This window comes from Microbacterium sp. GQ128 (assembly GCF_059758615.1).
Genome location: NZ_JCAXDY010000001.1, coordinates 585,788 through 599,536 on the forward strand (window position 1 = coordinate 585,788; position 13,749 = coordinate 599,536).

Annotated in this window: 14 protein-coding genes, 1 tRNA gene and 1 pseudogene; 6 read left to right on the forward strand and 10 right to left on the reverse strand. The window is 67.5% G+C overall.

The genetic code is table 11. From position 1 onward, the window contains the following. Positions 1 to 50 precede the first annotated feature (50 nt). From AC6CHX_RS02840 to AC6CHX_RS02850, 3 genes are all read left to right on the forward strand, one after another. Positions 51 to 776 (forward strand): 3'-5' exonuclease, encoded by a 726-nt coding sequence (locus AC6CHX_RS02840; protein WP_498271564.1) that lies wholly within the window; start codon positions 51 to 53, stop codon positions 774 to 776. Positions 777 to 885: 109 nt separating this feature from the next. Beyond that, on the forward strand, positions 886 to 1,800 hold the full coding sequence (locus tag AC6CHX_RS02845; protein ID WP_498271565.1) for a helix-turn-helix transcriptional regulator: 915 nt from the start codon (positions 886 to 888) through the stop codon (positions 1,798 to 1,800). Between the two features lie 168 nt (positions 1,801 to 1,968). Beyond that, positions 1,969 to 2,286, forward strand: a complete 318-nt coding sequence (locus tag AC6CHX_RS02850; protein WP_136043879.1) for a DUF7882 family protein — start codon at positions 1,969 to 1,971, stop codon at positions 2,284 to 2,286. A gap of 42 nt (positions 2,287 to 2,328) precedes the next feature. On the opposite strand, the gene AC6CHX_RS02855 is transcribed toward AC6CHX_RS02850, so the two are convergent. Further along, a complete protein-coding gene (locus AC6CHX_RS02855; protein WP_136043878.1) occupies positions 2,329 to 2,589 on the reverse strand; it encodes a DUF6458 family protein in 261 nt (86 codons plus the stop codon). A 117-nt stretch (positions 2,590 to 2,706) separates the two neighbouring features. After that, on the reverse strand, positions 2,707 to 3,927 hold the full coding sequence (locus tag AC6CHX_RS02860) for a globin domain-containing protein (RefSeq protein ID WP_498271566.1): 1,221 nt from the start codon (positions 3,925 to 3,927) through the stop codon (positions 2,707 to 2,709). A 129-nt stretch (positions 3,928 to 4,056) separates the two neighbouring features. Between AC6CHX_RS02860 and AC6CHX_RS02865 the strand changes: the two are divergent. Next, positions 4,057 to 4,224: pseudogene (locus tag AC6CHX_RS02865) on the forward strand (winged helix-turn-helix domain-containing protein); the annotation flags it as partial. Between the two features lie 117 nt (positions 4,225 to 4,341). Here AC6CHX_RS02865 and AC6CHX_RS02870 read toward each other — a convergent pair. The 3 genes from AC6CHX_RS02870 to AC6CHX_RS02880 form a co-directional block, all read right to left on the reverse strand. Then, the gene (locus tag AC6CHX_RS02870) at positions 4,342 to 4,632 is read right to left on the reverse strand and encodes a hypothetical protein (RefSeq protein WP_498272040.1); all 291 of its coding nucleotides are present in this window, start codon (positions 4,630 to 4,632) and stop codon (positions 4,342 to 4,344) included. 54 nt (positions 4,633 to 4,686) lie between these two features. Beyond that, positions 4,687 to 4,760 (reverse strand) — tRNA-Ile (locus AC6CHX_RS02875). Positions 4,761 to 4,790: 30 nt separating this feature from the next. After that, positions 4,791 to 5,327 carry a gamma carbonic anhydrase family protein gene (locus AC6CHX_RS02880; protein ID WP_498271567.1) on the reverse strand — a complete coding sequence of 179 codons (537 nt, stop codon included), beginning with the start codon at positions 5,325 to 5,327 and terminating at the stop codon, positions 4,791 to 4,793. A gap of 130 nt (positions 5,328 to 5,457) precedes the next feature. Between AC6CHX_RS02880 and AC6CHX_RS02885 the strand changes: the two genes are divergently transcribed. Beyond that, positions 5,458 to 5,943, forward strand: coding sequence for a Dps family protein (locus AC6CHX_RS02885; RefSeq protein ID WP_136043874.1), 486 nt, complete (start codon positions 5,458 to 5,460; stop codon positions 5,941 to 5,943). Positions 5,944 to 6,018: 75 nt separating this feature from the next. Here the strand turns inward: AC6CHX_RS02885 and AC6CHX_RS02890 are convergent, their stop codons facing one another. From AC6CHX_RS02890 to AC6CHX_RS02910, 5 genes are read right to left on the reverse strand one after another with little or no spacing between them, the layout of a single operon-like run. After that, the gene (locus AC6CHX_RS02890; protein ID WP_498271568.1) at positions 6,019 to 7,515 is read right to left on the reverse strand and encodes an amidohydrolase; all 1,497 of its coding nucleotides are present in this window, start codon (positions 7,513 to 7,515) and stop codon (positions 6,019 to 6,021) included. Continuing rightward, positions 7,512 to 8,156: an FMN-binding negative transcriptional regulator gene (locus AC6CHX_RS02895; protein ID WP_498271569.1), complete on the reverse strand. Its 645-nt coding sequence runs from the start codon at positions 8,154 to 8,156 to the stop codon at positions 7,512 to 7,514. Before AC6CHX_RS02895 ends, AC6CHX_RS02890 begins: the two co-directional genes overlap by 4 nt. Before the next feature lie 39 nt (positions 8,157 to 8,195). Next, positions 8,196 to 9,194: an Fpg/Nei family DNA glycosylase gene (locus tag AC6CHX_RS02900; RefSeq protein ID WP_136043871.1), complete on the reverse strand. Its 999-nt coding sequence runs from the start codon at positions 9,192 to 9,194 to the stop codon at positions 8,196 to 8,198. Position 9,195: 1 nt separating this feature from the next. Beyond that, positions 9,196 to 9,681: a ribose-5-phosphate isomerase gene (locus tag AC6CHX_RS02905; protein WP_498271570.1), complete on the reverse strand. Its 486-nt coding sequence runs from the start codon at positions 9,679 to 9,681 to the stop codon at positions 9,196 to 9,198. Positions 9,682 to 9,719: 38 nt separating this feature from the next. Next, positions 9,720 to 10,904 carry a ferrochelatase gene (locus tag AC6CHX_RS02910; RefSeq protein WP_498271571.1) on the reverse strand — a complete coding sequence of 395 codons (1,185 nt, stop codon included), beginning with the start codon at positions 10,902 to 10,904 and terminating at the stop codon, positions 9,720 to 9,722. Positions 10,905 to 11,081: 177 nt separating this feature from the next. On the opposite strand from AC6CHX_RS02910, the gene pepN reads away from it, so the two are divergent. After that, the gene (gene pepN, locus AC6CHX_RS02915; RefSeq protein WP_498271572.1) at positions 11,082 to 13,634 is read left to right on the forward strand and encodes an aminopeptidase N; all 2,553 of its coding nucleotides are present in this window, start codon (positions 11,082 to 11,084) and stop codon (positions 13,632 to 13,634) included. The last annotated feature ends 115 nt before the right edge of the window (positions 13,635 to 13,749 follow it).

The window sequence follows — 13,749 nt, forward strand, 5'->3', positions numbered from 1 at the left end:
TCGCCGTGCGCCTCCCCCTGGATGTCCGCGGCCGCGCATAGCGTGAAGGCATGCCATCCGGTCCCCCGCTTCCTGCGTGGCTCACCCGCGTCGGGGTGTTCGACCTGGAGACGACTGGCGTCGATGTCGAGTCGGATCGAGTGGTCACCGCGTACGTCGGCGTCCTCGATGCCGCAGGACGCCAGATCGCTGCACGCTCGTGGCTCGCGGATCCGGGAGTACCGATCCCGGAGGGCGCCACGGCGGTGCACGGCATCACCACGGAGTATGCCCGAGGGCACGGGCGATCGTCCCGGGAAGTCGTCGCAGAGGTCACGGCGGCCCTGCGTTCACTGCTGGAGCAGAACGTACCCGTGGTCGCCTACAACGCCGCGTACGACTTCTCTCTCCTGGCGCATGAGGCGGCCAGACACGGAATCGTCCCGCTGACCGATCCCTCCCCCGTCATCGACCCTCTCGTGATCGACAAGGCGTACGACCGATACCGCCGCGGGCGACGCACACTCGAAGTCGTCGCAGCCCACTACGCGGTCGTGCTCGAAGACGCTCACGAGGCGTCCGCGGATGCGATCGCCGCCGGCCGCGTGGCGCAAGCCCTCGCTCGTCGTTTCACCCTCCCCGCGACCCCGGCGGAGCTGCACACGAATCAGATCGGCTGGGCGCGCTCCCAGGCGGCCAGCCTCACCGAGTACTTCGTGAGCATCGGCCGTCTCGATCCGCAGGAGACGCTCGACGGCGGCTGGCCGGTGCGATCGAGTCGAACCGGTGCGGAGTGACGATGCCGCCAGCCGTCCAGCGGCTTTCGAGCTGGAGTACCGTTCACTGAGCTACGCTCCTGGAAGGCGTCGTCGAGTGGGATCGCGACGCGAAGAACAAGGAGCACCCATGCAGTTCACGTCCACCGACCTCGAGCAGGTCGAGTCCACGTGGCAGCAGTTCGTTCCCTCCTCGTCGCTCCAGGATGCGGACCCTCGCCGCTTCCGGTTCGACTGGCGTTCCGAAGAGCTGGGAAGCACCTCGCTGGTGAACTATCGGCTTGCGGCAAAAGTGCATTCGAGAGCAGAACCAGTGGACCAGATTCTGGTGTGCCGCGTCGACGCCCCGGATGCCCGTGTCTGGTCCGCGCGCGACACCCTGACCCCAGGAGCGCCGTGGATCTCCGACGGCACCCGAGTGGAGGCGAGGTGGGACCGATCCGCTGACGTCCGGGCCTTCGTGTTCGATCGACTCGCAGCCGAAGCGCGGGCACGGCAGTTGACCGGCGATGACACGCTGAAGCTGCGCACGACGGGACTCGCCCCGCACACAGCGGTCGACGCACGGCGCTGGGAGGCGATGTTCGCCTACGTGGACCAAGCACTCGCCCTCTCCGGGTCCGACCCGCTGATCGCCGCCGAGCTCGAACGTCATGCCCTGATGATGACGCTCTCCGCATTCCCCAACACCTTCACCGAGGCGATGCGCCGCCCGGCCCAGCGTGCGGGAGCGCCCGTGGCGGTCCGCCGGGCGCTTGCATACATCGACGAGAACGCGCACCGGCCCATCACCGTCGACGACGTCGCAGCGGCGGCCTACATCTCGACGAGGGGACTCCAGTACGCGTTCCGTCGCGCTCTCGACATCACACCCACCCAGGCCCTCCGTCGGGCACGACTCGAAGGGGCCCGCAGAGACCTGCAGAGCGGAGAAGGACGCTCCGTCGGCGAAGTCGCCCGCCGCTGGGGATTCACCCACCCGACCCGTTTCGCCTCGGCGTACCGAGACGCGTTCGGCACACCGCCGTCGCTGACCTCCATGTGACACCGGGCGAAGATTCTGTTCGCATTCCGCGGCGGGTCATTACGCCAGTGCGGTACGTGCTGCCGTCGTTGACTAGAGTTCGAGTACCCGGATACCCCCATCCGCGGCCACGCCGTCGAGGAGTCGCATGATCCCTGCCCCCCATCCCATCGCGATGATCGTTCGCTGATGGGGAGCCTCTATTACGGCGACGCGCAGACCCCGATCCAGATCGACGATCGCGCCCTCGCACACCTGAAAGTCGTCATCGCCACCAAGCTGCGACGCAATGAGAGCTTCACGCTCTCCTGGCGGCACCCGGAGGGTGACGCTCCCGGACGCTCGACCCTCTGGCTGCACCCGTCGATTCCGCTGCGGTTCGTCTTCCAGGAACCTGAGACGCCCGACCTGAGCCGGAAGTGGATCGAGGATCTCGCGCACTCGGCGAGTTCCAGCGGAGGAATCACACTCGTCGAGGAGCATCTCGAGAGCAGCCCCGCAGAGTGATGGCATCCGACGAACTCGATCGTCGGATGCCATCCGCATGACTCACACCGCTTCGTCGCCGCTGGAGCTGACGGATCGACGAGTGGTCGGTTCGCCCGTCGCCGGATCGACGAATGTGCGCGAGACCGTCTCCGTCCTGCGCCGCCGCGCGAGCAGCACGATCCCGATGAGGAAGATGACGACGCCGGCGCCCATCAGGATGTAGCCGACCATGTCGAGATCGACCCATTGGACGTCGACGTTCACCGCGAAGACGAGGATCGCTCCGATCACGAAGAGCGCGATTCCGCTGCCGATGCTCATGGTGCCTCCCGTTCTGCGGCGCGGTGCCGCACGTGGGAAGAATGGCGTCTACGGCGAGGTCCGGGGAGGGGCTTGACAGCGACCGCATCGCTCTGCGGCCGCTGTCGGGGTCGGGGCTCAGGCTGCTTCGGGCTTCGGCTGCTGTGCCCAGAGGTCCGGGCCGAACACCTCGTAGGAGATCCGCTCCGACGGCACGCCGCGTGCCAGAAGCGTCGATCGAGACGTGCGCATGAAGTCGAGCGGTCCGCACATGAACACCTCCGCGTCGTCAGGCAGGTGGACGTCGGCGAGGTTCATCCGGCCTGAGCGCGCGGGGTGGAGCGTCGGCGCGGATTCCGCTTCCTCCCGATACCAGTTCTGGGCACGGGCGTCGTCCATCGCCAGCACCTGCCTCCGCAATGATCCGTAGAGCGCATGGCTGGAATGCGAGCGATCGGCATGGAACAGTCGGACCGTGCGCGCCGGGGCACGACGGGAGAGGTCCTCGACGATCGCCGCGACCGGGGTGATGCCGATGCCGGCCGACACGAGGACGAGCGGTCGCTCGGAATCCTCGATGGTGACGTCACCGGCCGGCTGGGACACGTCGATCAACTGTCCCGGATGCGCGTTCTCATGCAACCACGTGGACACCTGGCCTTCCGGGGCGTCTCCGTTCGCGCGCACACGCTTGATCGTCACGCGCAGCGAATCACCACGGGGCCCGGACGAGATCGTGTATTGCCGCGGTTGGCGCGAACCGTCCGGCAGGTCGACGGCGATGGCCACGTACTGTCCGGCCCGGTATGACCCCACGTCTCCTGAGACGGGAGCGAGCACGAGTGAGACGACGTCGGAGGACTCCTGGATCCGCTCCACCACCCGGTGCTTCCTCCAGGGGAACTCCGGGTCGGTGCCGCCGAGCGCATACAGTTTCGCCTCTTCCGCGATCAGGGAGCATCCGAAGAGCCAGTAGACCTCGTCCCACGCCGCTCTCACCTCCGGCGTGACCGCGTCCCCGAGGACTGTTCCGACCGCGTCGAGGAGGTGGTGCCCCACGATCGTGTACTGGCGCGCCTTGACGCCCAGCGATACATGCTTGTGCGCGATGCGACGCATCACGGGGGCGAAGTCGGGTGCCGCGGGGTCGATGAGCTGCACTGCGAAGGCGACGATGGATGCGGCCAGGGCCTTCGGCTGCTCTCCGATCGCCTGATTCGCCCGGTTGAATACGCGGAGCAACTCCGGATGCGCCTCGAACATGGCGCGATAGAAGAGCGTGGTTATCTCGTCTGCGTGCTCGGCGACGACGCTGGCGGTCGCCCGCACGACGTTCTCGGATTCGGCTGTGAGCCTCATGGCTTCCCGCCCCTCGTGGTCATGGTGGTTCCACCATCCCGAGCCCTCGCGCACATCGCATTCCGTTCTACCGGTTTATTTCCGGTCCAACCGCAGGTACGCGACCTCTTCCGCGTCTACTCTCGCCACATGCCCCGCCGCGCACACGATTTTCGCGGGCTGACACAACCCCGTCGGCTCCAGTTGCTCCACGCCATCCAGCAGACGCCGGGATGCTCAGCAGGCGAGCTCGCCTCGCAATGCGGAATTCCCCTCAACACGGTGCGGGATCACCTCCGGGTTCTCGAAGATGAGGGGCTGATCCGCAGCGAGACTCTCGTCCTCGGCAGACGCGGCCGGCCCCCGGTCGTGTTCCACCCCGTCCGCGACGTCGCATCGAGCTCCGTGGCGCGCGCTCGAGTCGAAGGAGCAGTCTCACGGGGGCGAATGCTGCGGGCGATGTCGCGTGAATCGCCGCTCGGCCTCGAGGCCGATGCGCTGCGACAAGTCGACGTGCTCTACGAACACCTCGACGATGCGGGCCTCAACCCCGTCGTCGATGAGACCTCCCTGCGGTTCGACCTCACGCCGTGCAACTATCACGATCTGCTCGACGCGGATCAGGAACTCGTCTGCGGTGTTCACGCTCAGCTGGTGCGTGATGTCCTCCGCCACAGTGACGGCCCGCTCGAGGTCGAACGACTCGAACCGTTCGTGACGAGCCACGCGTGTCACCTGTTCCTCGCAAGAGGCGACTCCCGGGCAACTGCAGACGAAGAGTAGGGCGGGCGGGACTTGAACCCGCGATCGTTGGGTTATGAGCCCACTGCCTTAACCAGCTTGGCCACCGCCCCGTACCTGACTCAGCCTATCGGTCAGCGCCTTCAGGCCGACGTCGCGGCCTCATGGGTACGCGAGTGGGCGAGGTAGACGGCGGCGTTCGCGATCAGGCCGGACCGCTCATCCTCGTCGAGCGTGCGACGCACCTTCGCGGGAACACCCGCGACCAGCGATCCCGCAGGGATGTCCGCATCGCCGAGGACCACCGCGCCGCCGGCGATCAGACACCCGGCTCCGATCTTCGCTCCGCTGAGGATCACGGCCCCCATGCCGACGAGCGTGCCGTCTCCGATCGTGCAGCCGTGCACGACCGCGTTGTGGCCGATCGAGACCTGGGCGCCGATGGTCACCCCGTGCTCGGGATCCACGTGGATCGAGACGTTGTCCTGGACGTTCGAGTCCGATCCGATGCTGATTCCCGCAGAGTCACCTCGAAGCACCGCGTTGTACCAGACGCTGACGCCTGCCGCGAGTGACACATCCCCGACGATGCGGGCACCATCCGCCACGAACGCCGTGTCGTCGATGGACGGTGCGCTGTTCGACAGGGCGAGGACAGAGGCTCCGGCGGCGATGCTCATGAGGCGAGGCTACCCGAATCACCGCGGAATCACGCGGAAGTGAGCCCAGCCTCAGCTTGGTTGCGGAATGTCTGAGCCCGAGTAGCGTTGTCTACAACAGGTACGAGAAATCCATCCGGAGGAGCACAAGATGAGCAAGGCACAGACCGTTTCCACCACCGCCATCGACCCGACCGTGGCTGCAGGGGCGGCCCAGTTCCTCTCCCCTGTGGTGCTCGGCCTCCAGGCGCTGACCGTCAACGGCAAGCAGGCGCACTGGCACGTCCGAGGAGCCAACTTCGTCGGCGTCCATGAGCTTCTCGACACGGTCGTCGCGCACGCGGGCGATTTCGCCGACACCGCCGCAGAGCGGATCGTCGCCCTCGGACTGCCGATCGATGCGCGTGTGAGCGCCGTGGCAGAGAAGGCCGGCGCGACCACCGTCCCCGCGGGCTTCACTCAGTCGGACGAACTGATCCGCGCCGTGATCGCCGACATCGACGCGATCCTGGTCGATGTCAAGGCTGCCGTCGAAGGACTCGACGAGGTCGATCTGACGAGCCAGGACGTCGCGATCGAGATCCAGCGCGGGCTCGAGAAGGACCGCTGGTTCCTCGTCTCGCACATCGCAGCCTGATCGGTCCCGTCTGACCTCAGAAGGGGCGGCTCTCGGTTCTCCGAGGGCCGCCCCTTCTTGCGTTCGTTACGGGGATCACGCGGTGTGCGTGACGTACCCCGCGAGAAGCGTGGAGAGGACAGGCATCGATCGCAGCAGCTCCCCCGTAGCCGTTCGAGGATCCGCGCCGCACAGGACGATGTCCGCGGGCTCGCCGGGTCGCAGCGACGAACGGACACTCGCCTCGAGCGCCTGGTCAAGCGTGAGCCGCTCTTCCGGATGCCACGCGGCCCGCTCGTCGTCGGTGCGCGACACCGCGGCGGAGATGGCCTGCCACGGGTCGAGCTCGGCGACCGGTGCGTCCGATCCGAAGCGCAGCCGCGCACCCGCGTCCCGCAGCGATGCGAGCGGGTAGCCGATCGCGGTCTGCTCCGCCCAGTGGCGGTCCACCAGATCGCGGTCGTCCACCGCGTGCTGCGGCTGGACACTGGCGATCACGTCGAGACGGGCGAATCGTGCGAGGTCGGTATGCCGCACGAGTTGCACGTGCTCGATAGATCCGACGGCGCCCGTGGTGGCGAAGGCGTCCAGAGCCGAGGTGATCGCCCTGTCACCGATCGCGTGCACGGCCGCGGCCAGGCCCGCACCGGTCGCGCGGGTCAGCAGGGCGACGAGCTCGTCCGAAGGGACGGTCAGCACCCCGAAGTTGCCCGGATCTCCGGGATAGGCGTGCGAGCAGGCGGCAGTTCGTGTGCCCAGCGACCCGTCGGTGATGACCTTCAGCGGTCCGACGTGCACGAGACCCCTGCCTGCGGCCGGGACATCGGGCATCTCCCGCAGCTCGCCTGTGCGCAGCCCCTCTCCGATGGCCCTGTCGAGGTCGAAGGGGTACACCGCGAACTCGACGCGATGCGAGGCGAAGCCGGCGTGCACACGCCGGGGCCAGGCCTCCGCACTCCACGCCATGTCGAAGTCGACGAGGCCGGTGATGCCGCGCGCCGCGGCTTGCTCGCCTGCCCGCATCATCGCACGGTCGCCATGAGCGGCGTCGACGGCGTTCAGGCGGCGCGAGATCTCGAACGCCTCGGTCTCCCGAAGCACACCGTCGTCGCTCCGGAACCTCTCGCGAGCAAGAGCAGCGCTGTTCAACCAGACGCTGTGGACGTCGGCGTTGATGAGGTACGTCGGGACGTCCCCGGTCGCGGCATCCAAGAGATCCAGCGATGGACGATCCGACCACAGGGCGTCACGAAAACCGGTGCCGACGCGGCGCCCATCCGGCAGCGGGGCGACACCGCTCATCGCCGCGGCCGCCGAAGCAGCGGAGTCCGCGCGGCCGAGCGGAGCACGTTCGGACGTCAGTGCCCATTGGACGGTGTGGACATGGTTGTCCCAGAGCCCGGGAACCGCCCAGGCACCATCTGCTTCGATGACCTCGCCGCGTGCAGGCAGAGCCCCGGTCGGGGCGATATCGACGATCTGCCCGTCGGCGATGAAGATGTCGACGGGCTCCTCATCCATCAGGAACTCGCGCCCAGGGCCCGCGATCCGCGCAGCCGTGATGGTGTCGATGGCCGTTCCGCGCTCGGTCACTGCTGTCGTCCTTCTCTGCGCGCATCCTGAGCGCGCCGCATCTCCGCGGCGAGAGCCGGGTTCGAATAGGGGCCGTCGGTCGAGAGGGCCGCGATCACCGTCTCGATCGTCTCCGGCGGTTTGTTCTGGCTGAGCTTCCGCTTGGCGACGACGCGGGTCGGGGTCAACCGGAAGCCGACCGTTCCTGAGGCGAGGCGCTGGACGTAGGCCTGATCGTTCGGGCGTTCCCACATGCGTCGCGGCTCCGGCATCCGGGTTTCGAAGTGCGCGACGAGCTGGTCGAGCACGACGAGGTTCTCCTCGTCGGTCAAGAGCTCGGGCACGCCGGCGATGTGCACCGCGGTGTAGTTCCACGTCGGCACCGCCGGGACATCGCCGTACCACCCGGGCGAGACATAACCGTGGGGCCCCTGGAACACGACGAGCAGTTCGCGCTCCCCCAGTCCGTGGATGAGGTCGTCCGGGCGACCGACATGCCCGACGATGGTGAGGTCGTGCCGTCCCTCGTCCAGAAGCACCGCGTAGTGTGAAGCGACGAGACCGTCGTCCCCGGCACTCATGATCGTCGCCCACGGATTCATCTCGATCACCCGGCGGATCTCGCCCACGTCGGCGAGAGTGAAGCTCGGATTCTGTCGCATGCGATCAGCCTAGAACGGATGCGATGCCACGGCGCCCGGTCACGCCTGACAGCGCGGGCACCAATAGAGCTTCCGGGCGCCGATCTCCTCGAGGGCGATCTCGGTGCCGCAGACGCGACACGGCAGACCGGCGCGGTGGTACACCCAGTGCCGGTCGTCGCGGTTCGCCATCGCCGCACGGTAGTCCGCTCCCGTGAGGCCGTCCATGGTCATCATCTGGCCGGTCTCGACACCGATGGCCAGAAGCCGGACCCAATCGTGCCAGAGCGCCCGCACGACCTCCTCCGGGACATCTCGGCCCGGAGTGTGCGGGTTCAGCCGCTGCCGGTAGAGCATCTCGGCGCGGTAGACGTTGCCGATGCCGCTGACGACGGACTGGTCCATCAGGAGCAGCGCGATGACCGTCGACTTCTTCCTGACCGCGCGGACGAACCGCTCCTCGTTCTCGACCGGGTCGCCGACCAGCGGGTCGGGACCGAGCTTGGCGATCGTCGCCAGCATCTCCTCCGGCGTCTGCAGAACACAGGCGGTCGGGCCACGCAGATCGGCGGCGGTGATGTCTGTCATGAGGCGGAGACGAACCTGTCCGACGACCGGCGGCGGCCATTCGAGCCCCTCATCGACGAGGCCCTTCGTCTGCTCCGACATGCGCACGTGCACCCGCGTGCGCCGAGGCGCCCCGATGGATGCGAGGGAGTTCTCACCGGCGTCATCGAGGATCTCCTCGTCGATCACGGTGCCGCGCTGGTTCGTCTGCCCCATCCGCCCATTGGCCGAAGCGATCGTGGGATCGACGAGGATCTCCCCGGCGAAATCCCACGCGCCGTAGAGACCCAGGTGCACTCTCAGCCAGAGGTCACCCTCCGCCTCGAGGAACATCTGCTTGCCGACGGCCTGCACACTCACCGCCGCACGTCCGTCCAGAACGGCGGCTCCCTCGGCGAACCGTCCCTGCGGGCTGGACGCGCTCAGCGTCTTGCCGACGAAGTTGCGATCGAACTGCCGCGCGATCCGGTGGACGGAGTGGCCCTCGGGCATGTCAGGCCCGCGGGTCCGGGAGCAGGGAACCGTCGCGCTCGAAGTCGGCGATCTGGCCGATCCTCCGCACGTGACGCTCATCGCCCGAGAACGGCGTCTGGATGAACCGATCGATGAACGACGTCACCTCGTCGAAGGTGTGCTGCCGCGCTCCGATGGAGATGACGTTCGCATCGTTGTGCTCGCGGGCGAGCTCAGCCGTCGAGAGATTCCAGACCAGCGCGGCCCGCACACCCTCGACCTTGTTGGCTGCGATCTGCTCACCGTTCCCCGAACCGCCGAAGACCACACCGAGTGCCTCGACACCGGCGCGCTGGTCGGCGATGACCGCCTGCGCCGCGCGGATGCAGAACGCGGGGTAGTCATCGACCGCGTCGTACTCGATCGGGCCGTGGTCGACCACGTCGTGCCCCGCAGCACGCAGGTGATCCTGCAGCTGCGTGGAGAAGTCGAGTCCCGCGTGGTCGGTGGCGATGTGGATGCGCATGGCTCCCATCCTAGAAGCGGCGTCGGTCGAGTCCGAGGTCACGGGGCGATGCCCGCGGCAGCAGGCTTGAACCCCGCGCGGACGTTCTCGCAGCATCCGGGACGGCAGACATCGAAGCCGCCGGGGAGCGACGTGACATGCGCGCGCTCCTCGTTGGGGCGACCCTGAAGACGCTCCTGGATCAGATCGACGATGCCGTCGACGAATGCCGGAGAGACACCGGGGGTCGGGGTACGAGTGAAGACGAGTCCGGCTTCTTCCGCTGCCTCGGCCGCCTCGGTGTCGAGGTCCCACAAGACCTCCATGTGGTCGCTCATGAAGCCGACGGGGACGACCGCGACTGCCTTGCGACCGCGGTCGGGCAGCTCGCCGATCACGTCGCAGACATCGGGCTCGAGCCACGGCTGCGAGGCGGGGCCCGAGCGGGACTGGTAGACCAGCTCCCACGAGACGTCGGCAGCTGCGGGAACCGTCTGCCGCACGCGATCCATGACCCACGCGGCCACGGCGAGATGCTGAGCCGCATATGCGCCGCCCTCGCCCCAGTCGATGTCTCGCGCTCCGGAGCGCTCGGCGTCGGCCGTCGGGATGCTGTGGGTGGAGAACAGGATCTGGATGTCCGCCGCTGCGATGCCGGCGGCCAGGAAGCCCTCCACCGCCTCGCGGACGCCGGTCTCGAAGGCCTCCACGAAGCCGGGGTGATCGTAGAAAGGCCGAATCTTGTCGATCGTCACCGTGTCGCCCAGCCCCGTCTCCTCGAGGATGCGGGCGAAGTCCTCACGGTACTGACGGCAGCTGGAGAACGAGCTGTAGGCGCTGGTGGCGAAGGCCAGCAGCGTGTTGTGGCCCTTGCTCGAGGCCTCGGTGACGACCTCTTCGAGATAAGGGGCCCAGTTCCGGTTGCCCCAGTACACGGGGAGCGTGATCCCGCGTTCGGCGAGGGCGTTCTCGAGCGCTTCCTTCAGCACGCGGTTCTGTCCGTTGATGGGACTCACGCCGCCGAAGTGCCGGTAGTGGTGCGCGACCTCCTCGAGCCGTTCATCCGGAATTCCTCGGCCGCGGGTCACATTCCGGAGGAAGGGGATGACGTCGTCCTGCCCCTCTGGTCCACCGAACCCGGCGAGGAGGATCCCGTCATAGGCCACCGGCGTGGTCACGAAGGGTGCACCGCCGGCGGCAGCAGGCGAGGCAAAGGGGACGACATTCGGCTCGATCGCAGTCACCCCTCCATCCTTTCACTTCGACGGAGCATCGAGGTCCCCACCGCTCCGTTTCTATCCCTCCGTCCTCCCCCTTCGATGCGAGGAGACACCCACCGCACTGGCGTAGGCTGTCAGGGTTGCCGTCGGCGCCAACTGCGCCGACCCCGGTGACATCCCCTCACCCCTGGGAGTAAAGCTGTGCCTGGAGAGAACCTCACCCGCATCGAAGCGCAGGAGCGCCGCGACGTCATCGACACTCAGTCCTATGAAGTCGCCCTCGATCTGACCAAGGGTGCCGAGGTCTTCGGCTCCCGGAGCGTGGTGCGCTTCACCGCGACTCCGGAGAGCTTCACCTTCATCGACCTGATCGCCCGCGACGTGCGCGAGATCTCCCTCAACGGCGAGCAGCTCGACCCGAACGAGGTCTTCGCCGACTCTCGCATCGCGCTCAGCGGGCTGCAGGCCGAGAACGTGCTGGTCGTCGACGCCGACTGCCTCTACACGAACACCGGCGAGGGTCTGCACCGATTCGTCGACCCGGTCGACGGGGAGGTCTACCTCTACTCGCAGTTCGAGGTCCCGGACTCGCGTCGTGTGTTCGCCGTGTTCGAGCAGCCCGACCTCAAGGCGACGTTCCAGTTCACCGTGACGGCACCGGCCGCGTGGAAGGTCATCTCCAACTCCCCCACGCCCGAGCCCATCGTGCACGACGACGACACGACGGCGACGTGGGGCTTCGAGCCGACCCCGCGCATCTCCTCGTACATCACGGCGCTCGTGGCCGGGCCCTACGAGTCCACGTTCTCCGAACTCACCAGCGCCTCGGGCCGCGTGATCCCCCTCGGCGTGTACGGCCGCAAGAGCCTGTGGCAGCACCTCGACGCCGACTACATCTTCGACAAGACCCGCGAGGGCTTCGCCTACTACGAGTCGAAGTTCGGGGTTCCGTACCCGTTCGCCAAGTACGACCAGCTCTTCGTCCCCGAGTTCAACGCCGGCGCGATGGAGAATGCGGGAGCCGTCACCTTCACCGAGACCTATGTCTTCCGCAGCAAGGTGACCGACGCCGTCAAGGAGCGCCGCGTCGTCACCATCCTGCATGAGCTCGCGCACATGTGGTTCGGCGACCTCGTCACGATGAAGTGGTGGAACGATCTCTGGCTGAACGAATCGTTCGCCGAGTGGGCATCCACCATCGCCACTGCCGAAGCCACCGAGTGGACCGAAGCCTGGACGACCTTCAACGCCATGGAGAAGACCTGGGCCTACCGGCAGGACCAGCTTCCCTCGACGCACCCGATCGTCGCCGAGATCAACGACCTGGAAGACGTGCAGGTCAACTTCGACGGCATCACCTATGCCAAGGGCGGATCTGTCCTGAAGCAGCTCGCCGCCTGGGTGGGCATCGAGGCGTTCTTCGCCGGAGTGTCCCAGTACTTCCAGAAGCACTCCTGGGGCAACACCGAGCTGAGCGATCTGCTCTCGGAGCTGGAAGCGACCAGCGGTCGTGACCTGAGCACCTGGTCGAAGAAGTGGCTGGAGACGGCGGGCGTCAACACGCTCGAGCCGGTCATCGCCGAGGACCATGACGGCACGATCTCGCGCTTCGCCATCACCCAGACGGCCCCCGCGGACTACCCGACCATCCGACCGCACCGACTGGGCATCGGCTTCTACACGCTGACCGACGGTGCGCTCACGCGCACGCACTACCTCGAGGTGGATGTCGACGGCGACCGCACCGAGGTGCCGGAGCTGCAGGGAATCGCCCGCCCCGACCTCGTGCTGCTCAACGACGAGGACCTCGCCTACGCGAAGATCCGCCTCGACGAGAAGTCGCTCGCCACCGCGATCGCCCACCTCGCCGACATCCACGATCCGCTCGCCCGCTCCCTGGTGTGGGGCGCCGCGTGGGATCAGACCCGGGATGCGGAGACGGCGGCGTCCGCCTACATCGACCTCGTGCTGGGGAACATCGGCCGGGAGACCGAGTCGACGACCGTGCGCACCACGCTCGCTCAGCTGCGGACGGCCGCCACGCTCTACGTCGCTCCGACCGAGCGCGAGGCGGCGCGTCTCAGGATCGCCGATGGGCTGTGGAACCTGGCGGAGGCGGCAGAGCCGGGCAGCGACAGCCAGCTGCAGTTCGTGACCGCCTTCGCGAATGCGCTGGTGACCCAGGAGCACGCCGGCATCGTCGGCCGTCTGCGCTCCGGGGAGGACACGCTTCCGGGCCTGGAGATCGACGCCGACCTGAATTGGCAGCTGCTCGTCGGTCTGGCCACCATCGGCGCCACGGATGCGGCGAGCATCGATGCGGCCCTGGCTGCGGACAACACCGCCAAGGGTGGGGAGTTCGCGGCGCAGGCCCGGGCCTCACTGCCGGACTCGGCTTCCAAGAAGGCCGCGTGGGCTTCGCTCATCGAACGCGACGATGCCCCCAACACGATCGTCCGCTCCGCCGCGCTCGGTTTCACGCATCCTGCCGGCGCCGCTGTGCTGGGCGAGTTCGTCCCCGCCTACTTCGACATGTTGCTTCCCGTCTGGGAGTCGCGCACCTACCAGATCGCCCAGTACCTTATCGTCGGTCTCTTCCCGACCGCCCTCGCCGACGCGGCGCTTCGCGATGCGACGCGCGCGTGGCTGGCTGCCAACCAGGAGGCGGCACCGGCTCTTCGACGCCTGGTCCTCGAGAACCTGGCCGACGTCGAGCGCGCACTCGCCGCACAGGCACGCGACGCGGAGGACTGAGCGCGGCCGCCGGCGTCACCACCGGCCGCCTCTCGAAACGGAGACCATCCACCCCGCCTTCGGTGTGTTCTGCTCGGACACGCCGGAGCGGGTGTGGATGGTCTCCGTTTTGGCA

Coding starts and splice junctions, on each gene's coding strand:
- AC6CHX_RS02840 (WP_498271564.1), top strand. CDS start 51: ATGCCATCCGGTCCCCCGCTTCCTGCGTGGCTCACCCGCGTCGGGGTG.
- AC6CHX_RS02845 (WP_498271565.1), top strand. CDS start 886: ATGCAGTTCACGTCCACCGACCTCGAGCAGGTCGAGTCCACGTGGCAG.
- AC6CHX_RS02850 (WP_136043879.1), top strand. CDS start 1,969: ATGGGGAGCCTCTATTACGGCGACGCGCAGACCCCGATCCAGATCGAC.
- AC6CHX_RS02855 (WP_136043878.1), bottom strand. CDS start 2,589: ATGAGCATCGGCAGCGGAATCGCGCTCTTCGTGATCGGAGCGATCCTC.
- AC6CHX_RS02860 (WP_498271566.1), bottom strand. CDS start 3,927: ATGAGGCTCACAGCCGAATCCGAGAACGTCGTGCGGGCGACCGCCAGC.
- AC6CHX_RS02880 (WP_498271567.1), bottom strand. CDS start 5,327: ATGAGCATCGCCGCCGGAGCCTCTGTCCTCGCCCTGTCGAACAGCGCA.
- AC6CHX_RS02885 (WP_136043874.1), top strand. CDS start 5,458: ATGAGCAAGGCACAGACCGTTTCCACCACCGCCATCGACCCGACCGTG.
- AC6CHX_RS02895 (WP_498271569.1), bottom strand. CDS start 8,156: ATGCGACAGAATCCGAGCTTCACTCTCGCCGACGTGGGCGAGATCCGC.
- AC6CHX_RS02900 (WP_136043871.1), bottom strand. CDS start 9,194: ATGCCCGAGGGCCACTCCGTCCACCGGATCGCGCGGCAGTTCGATCGC.
- AC6CHX_RS02905 (WP_498271570.1), bottom strand. CDS start 9,681: ATGCGCATCCACATCGCCACCGACCACGCGGGACTCGACTTCTCCACG.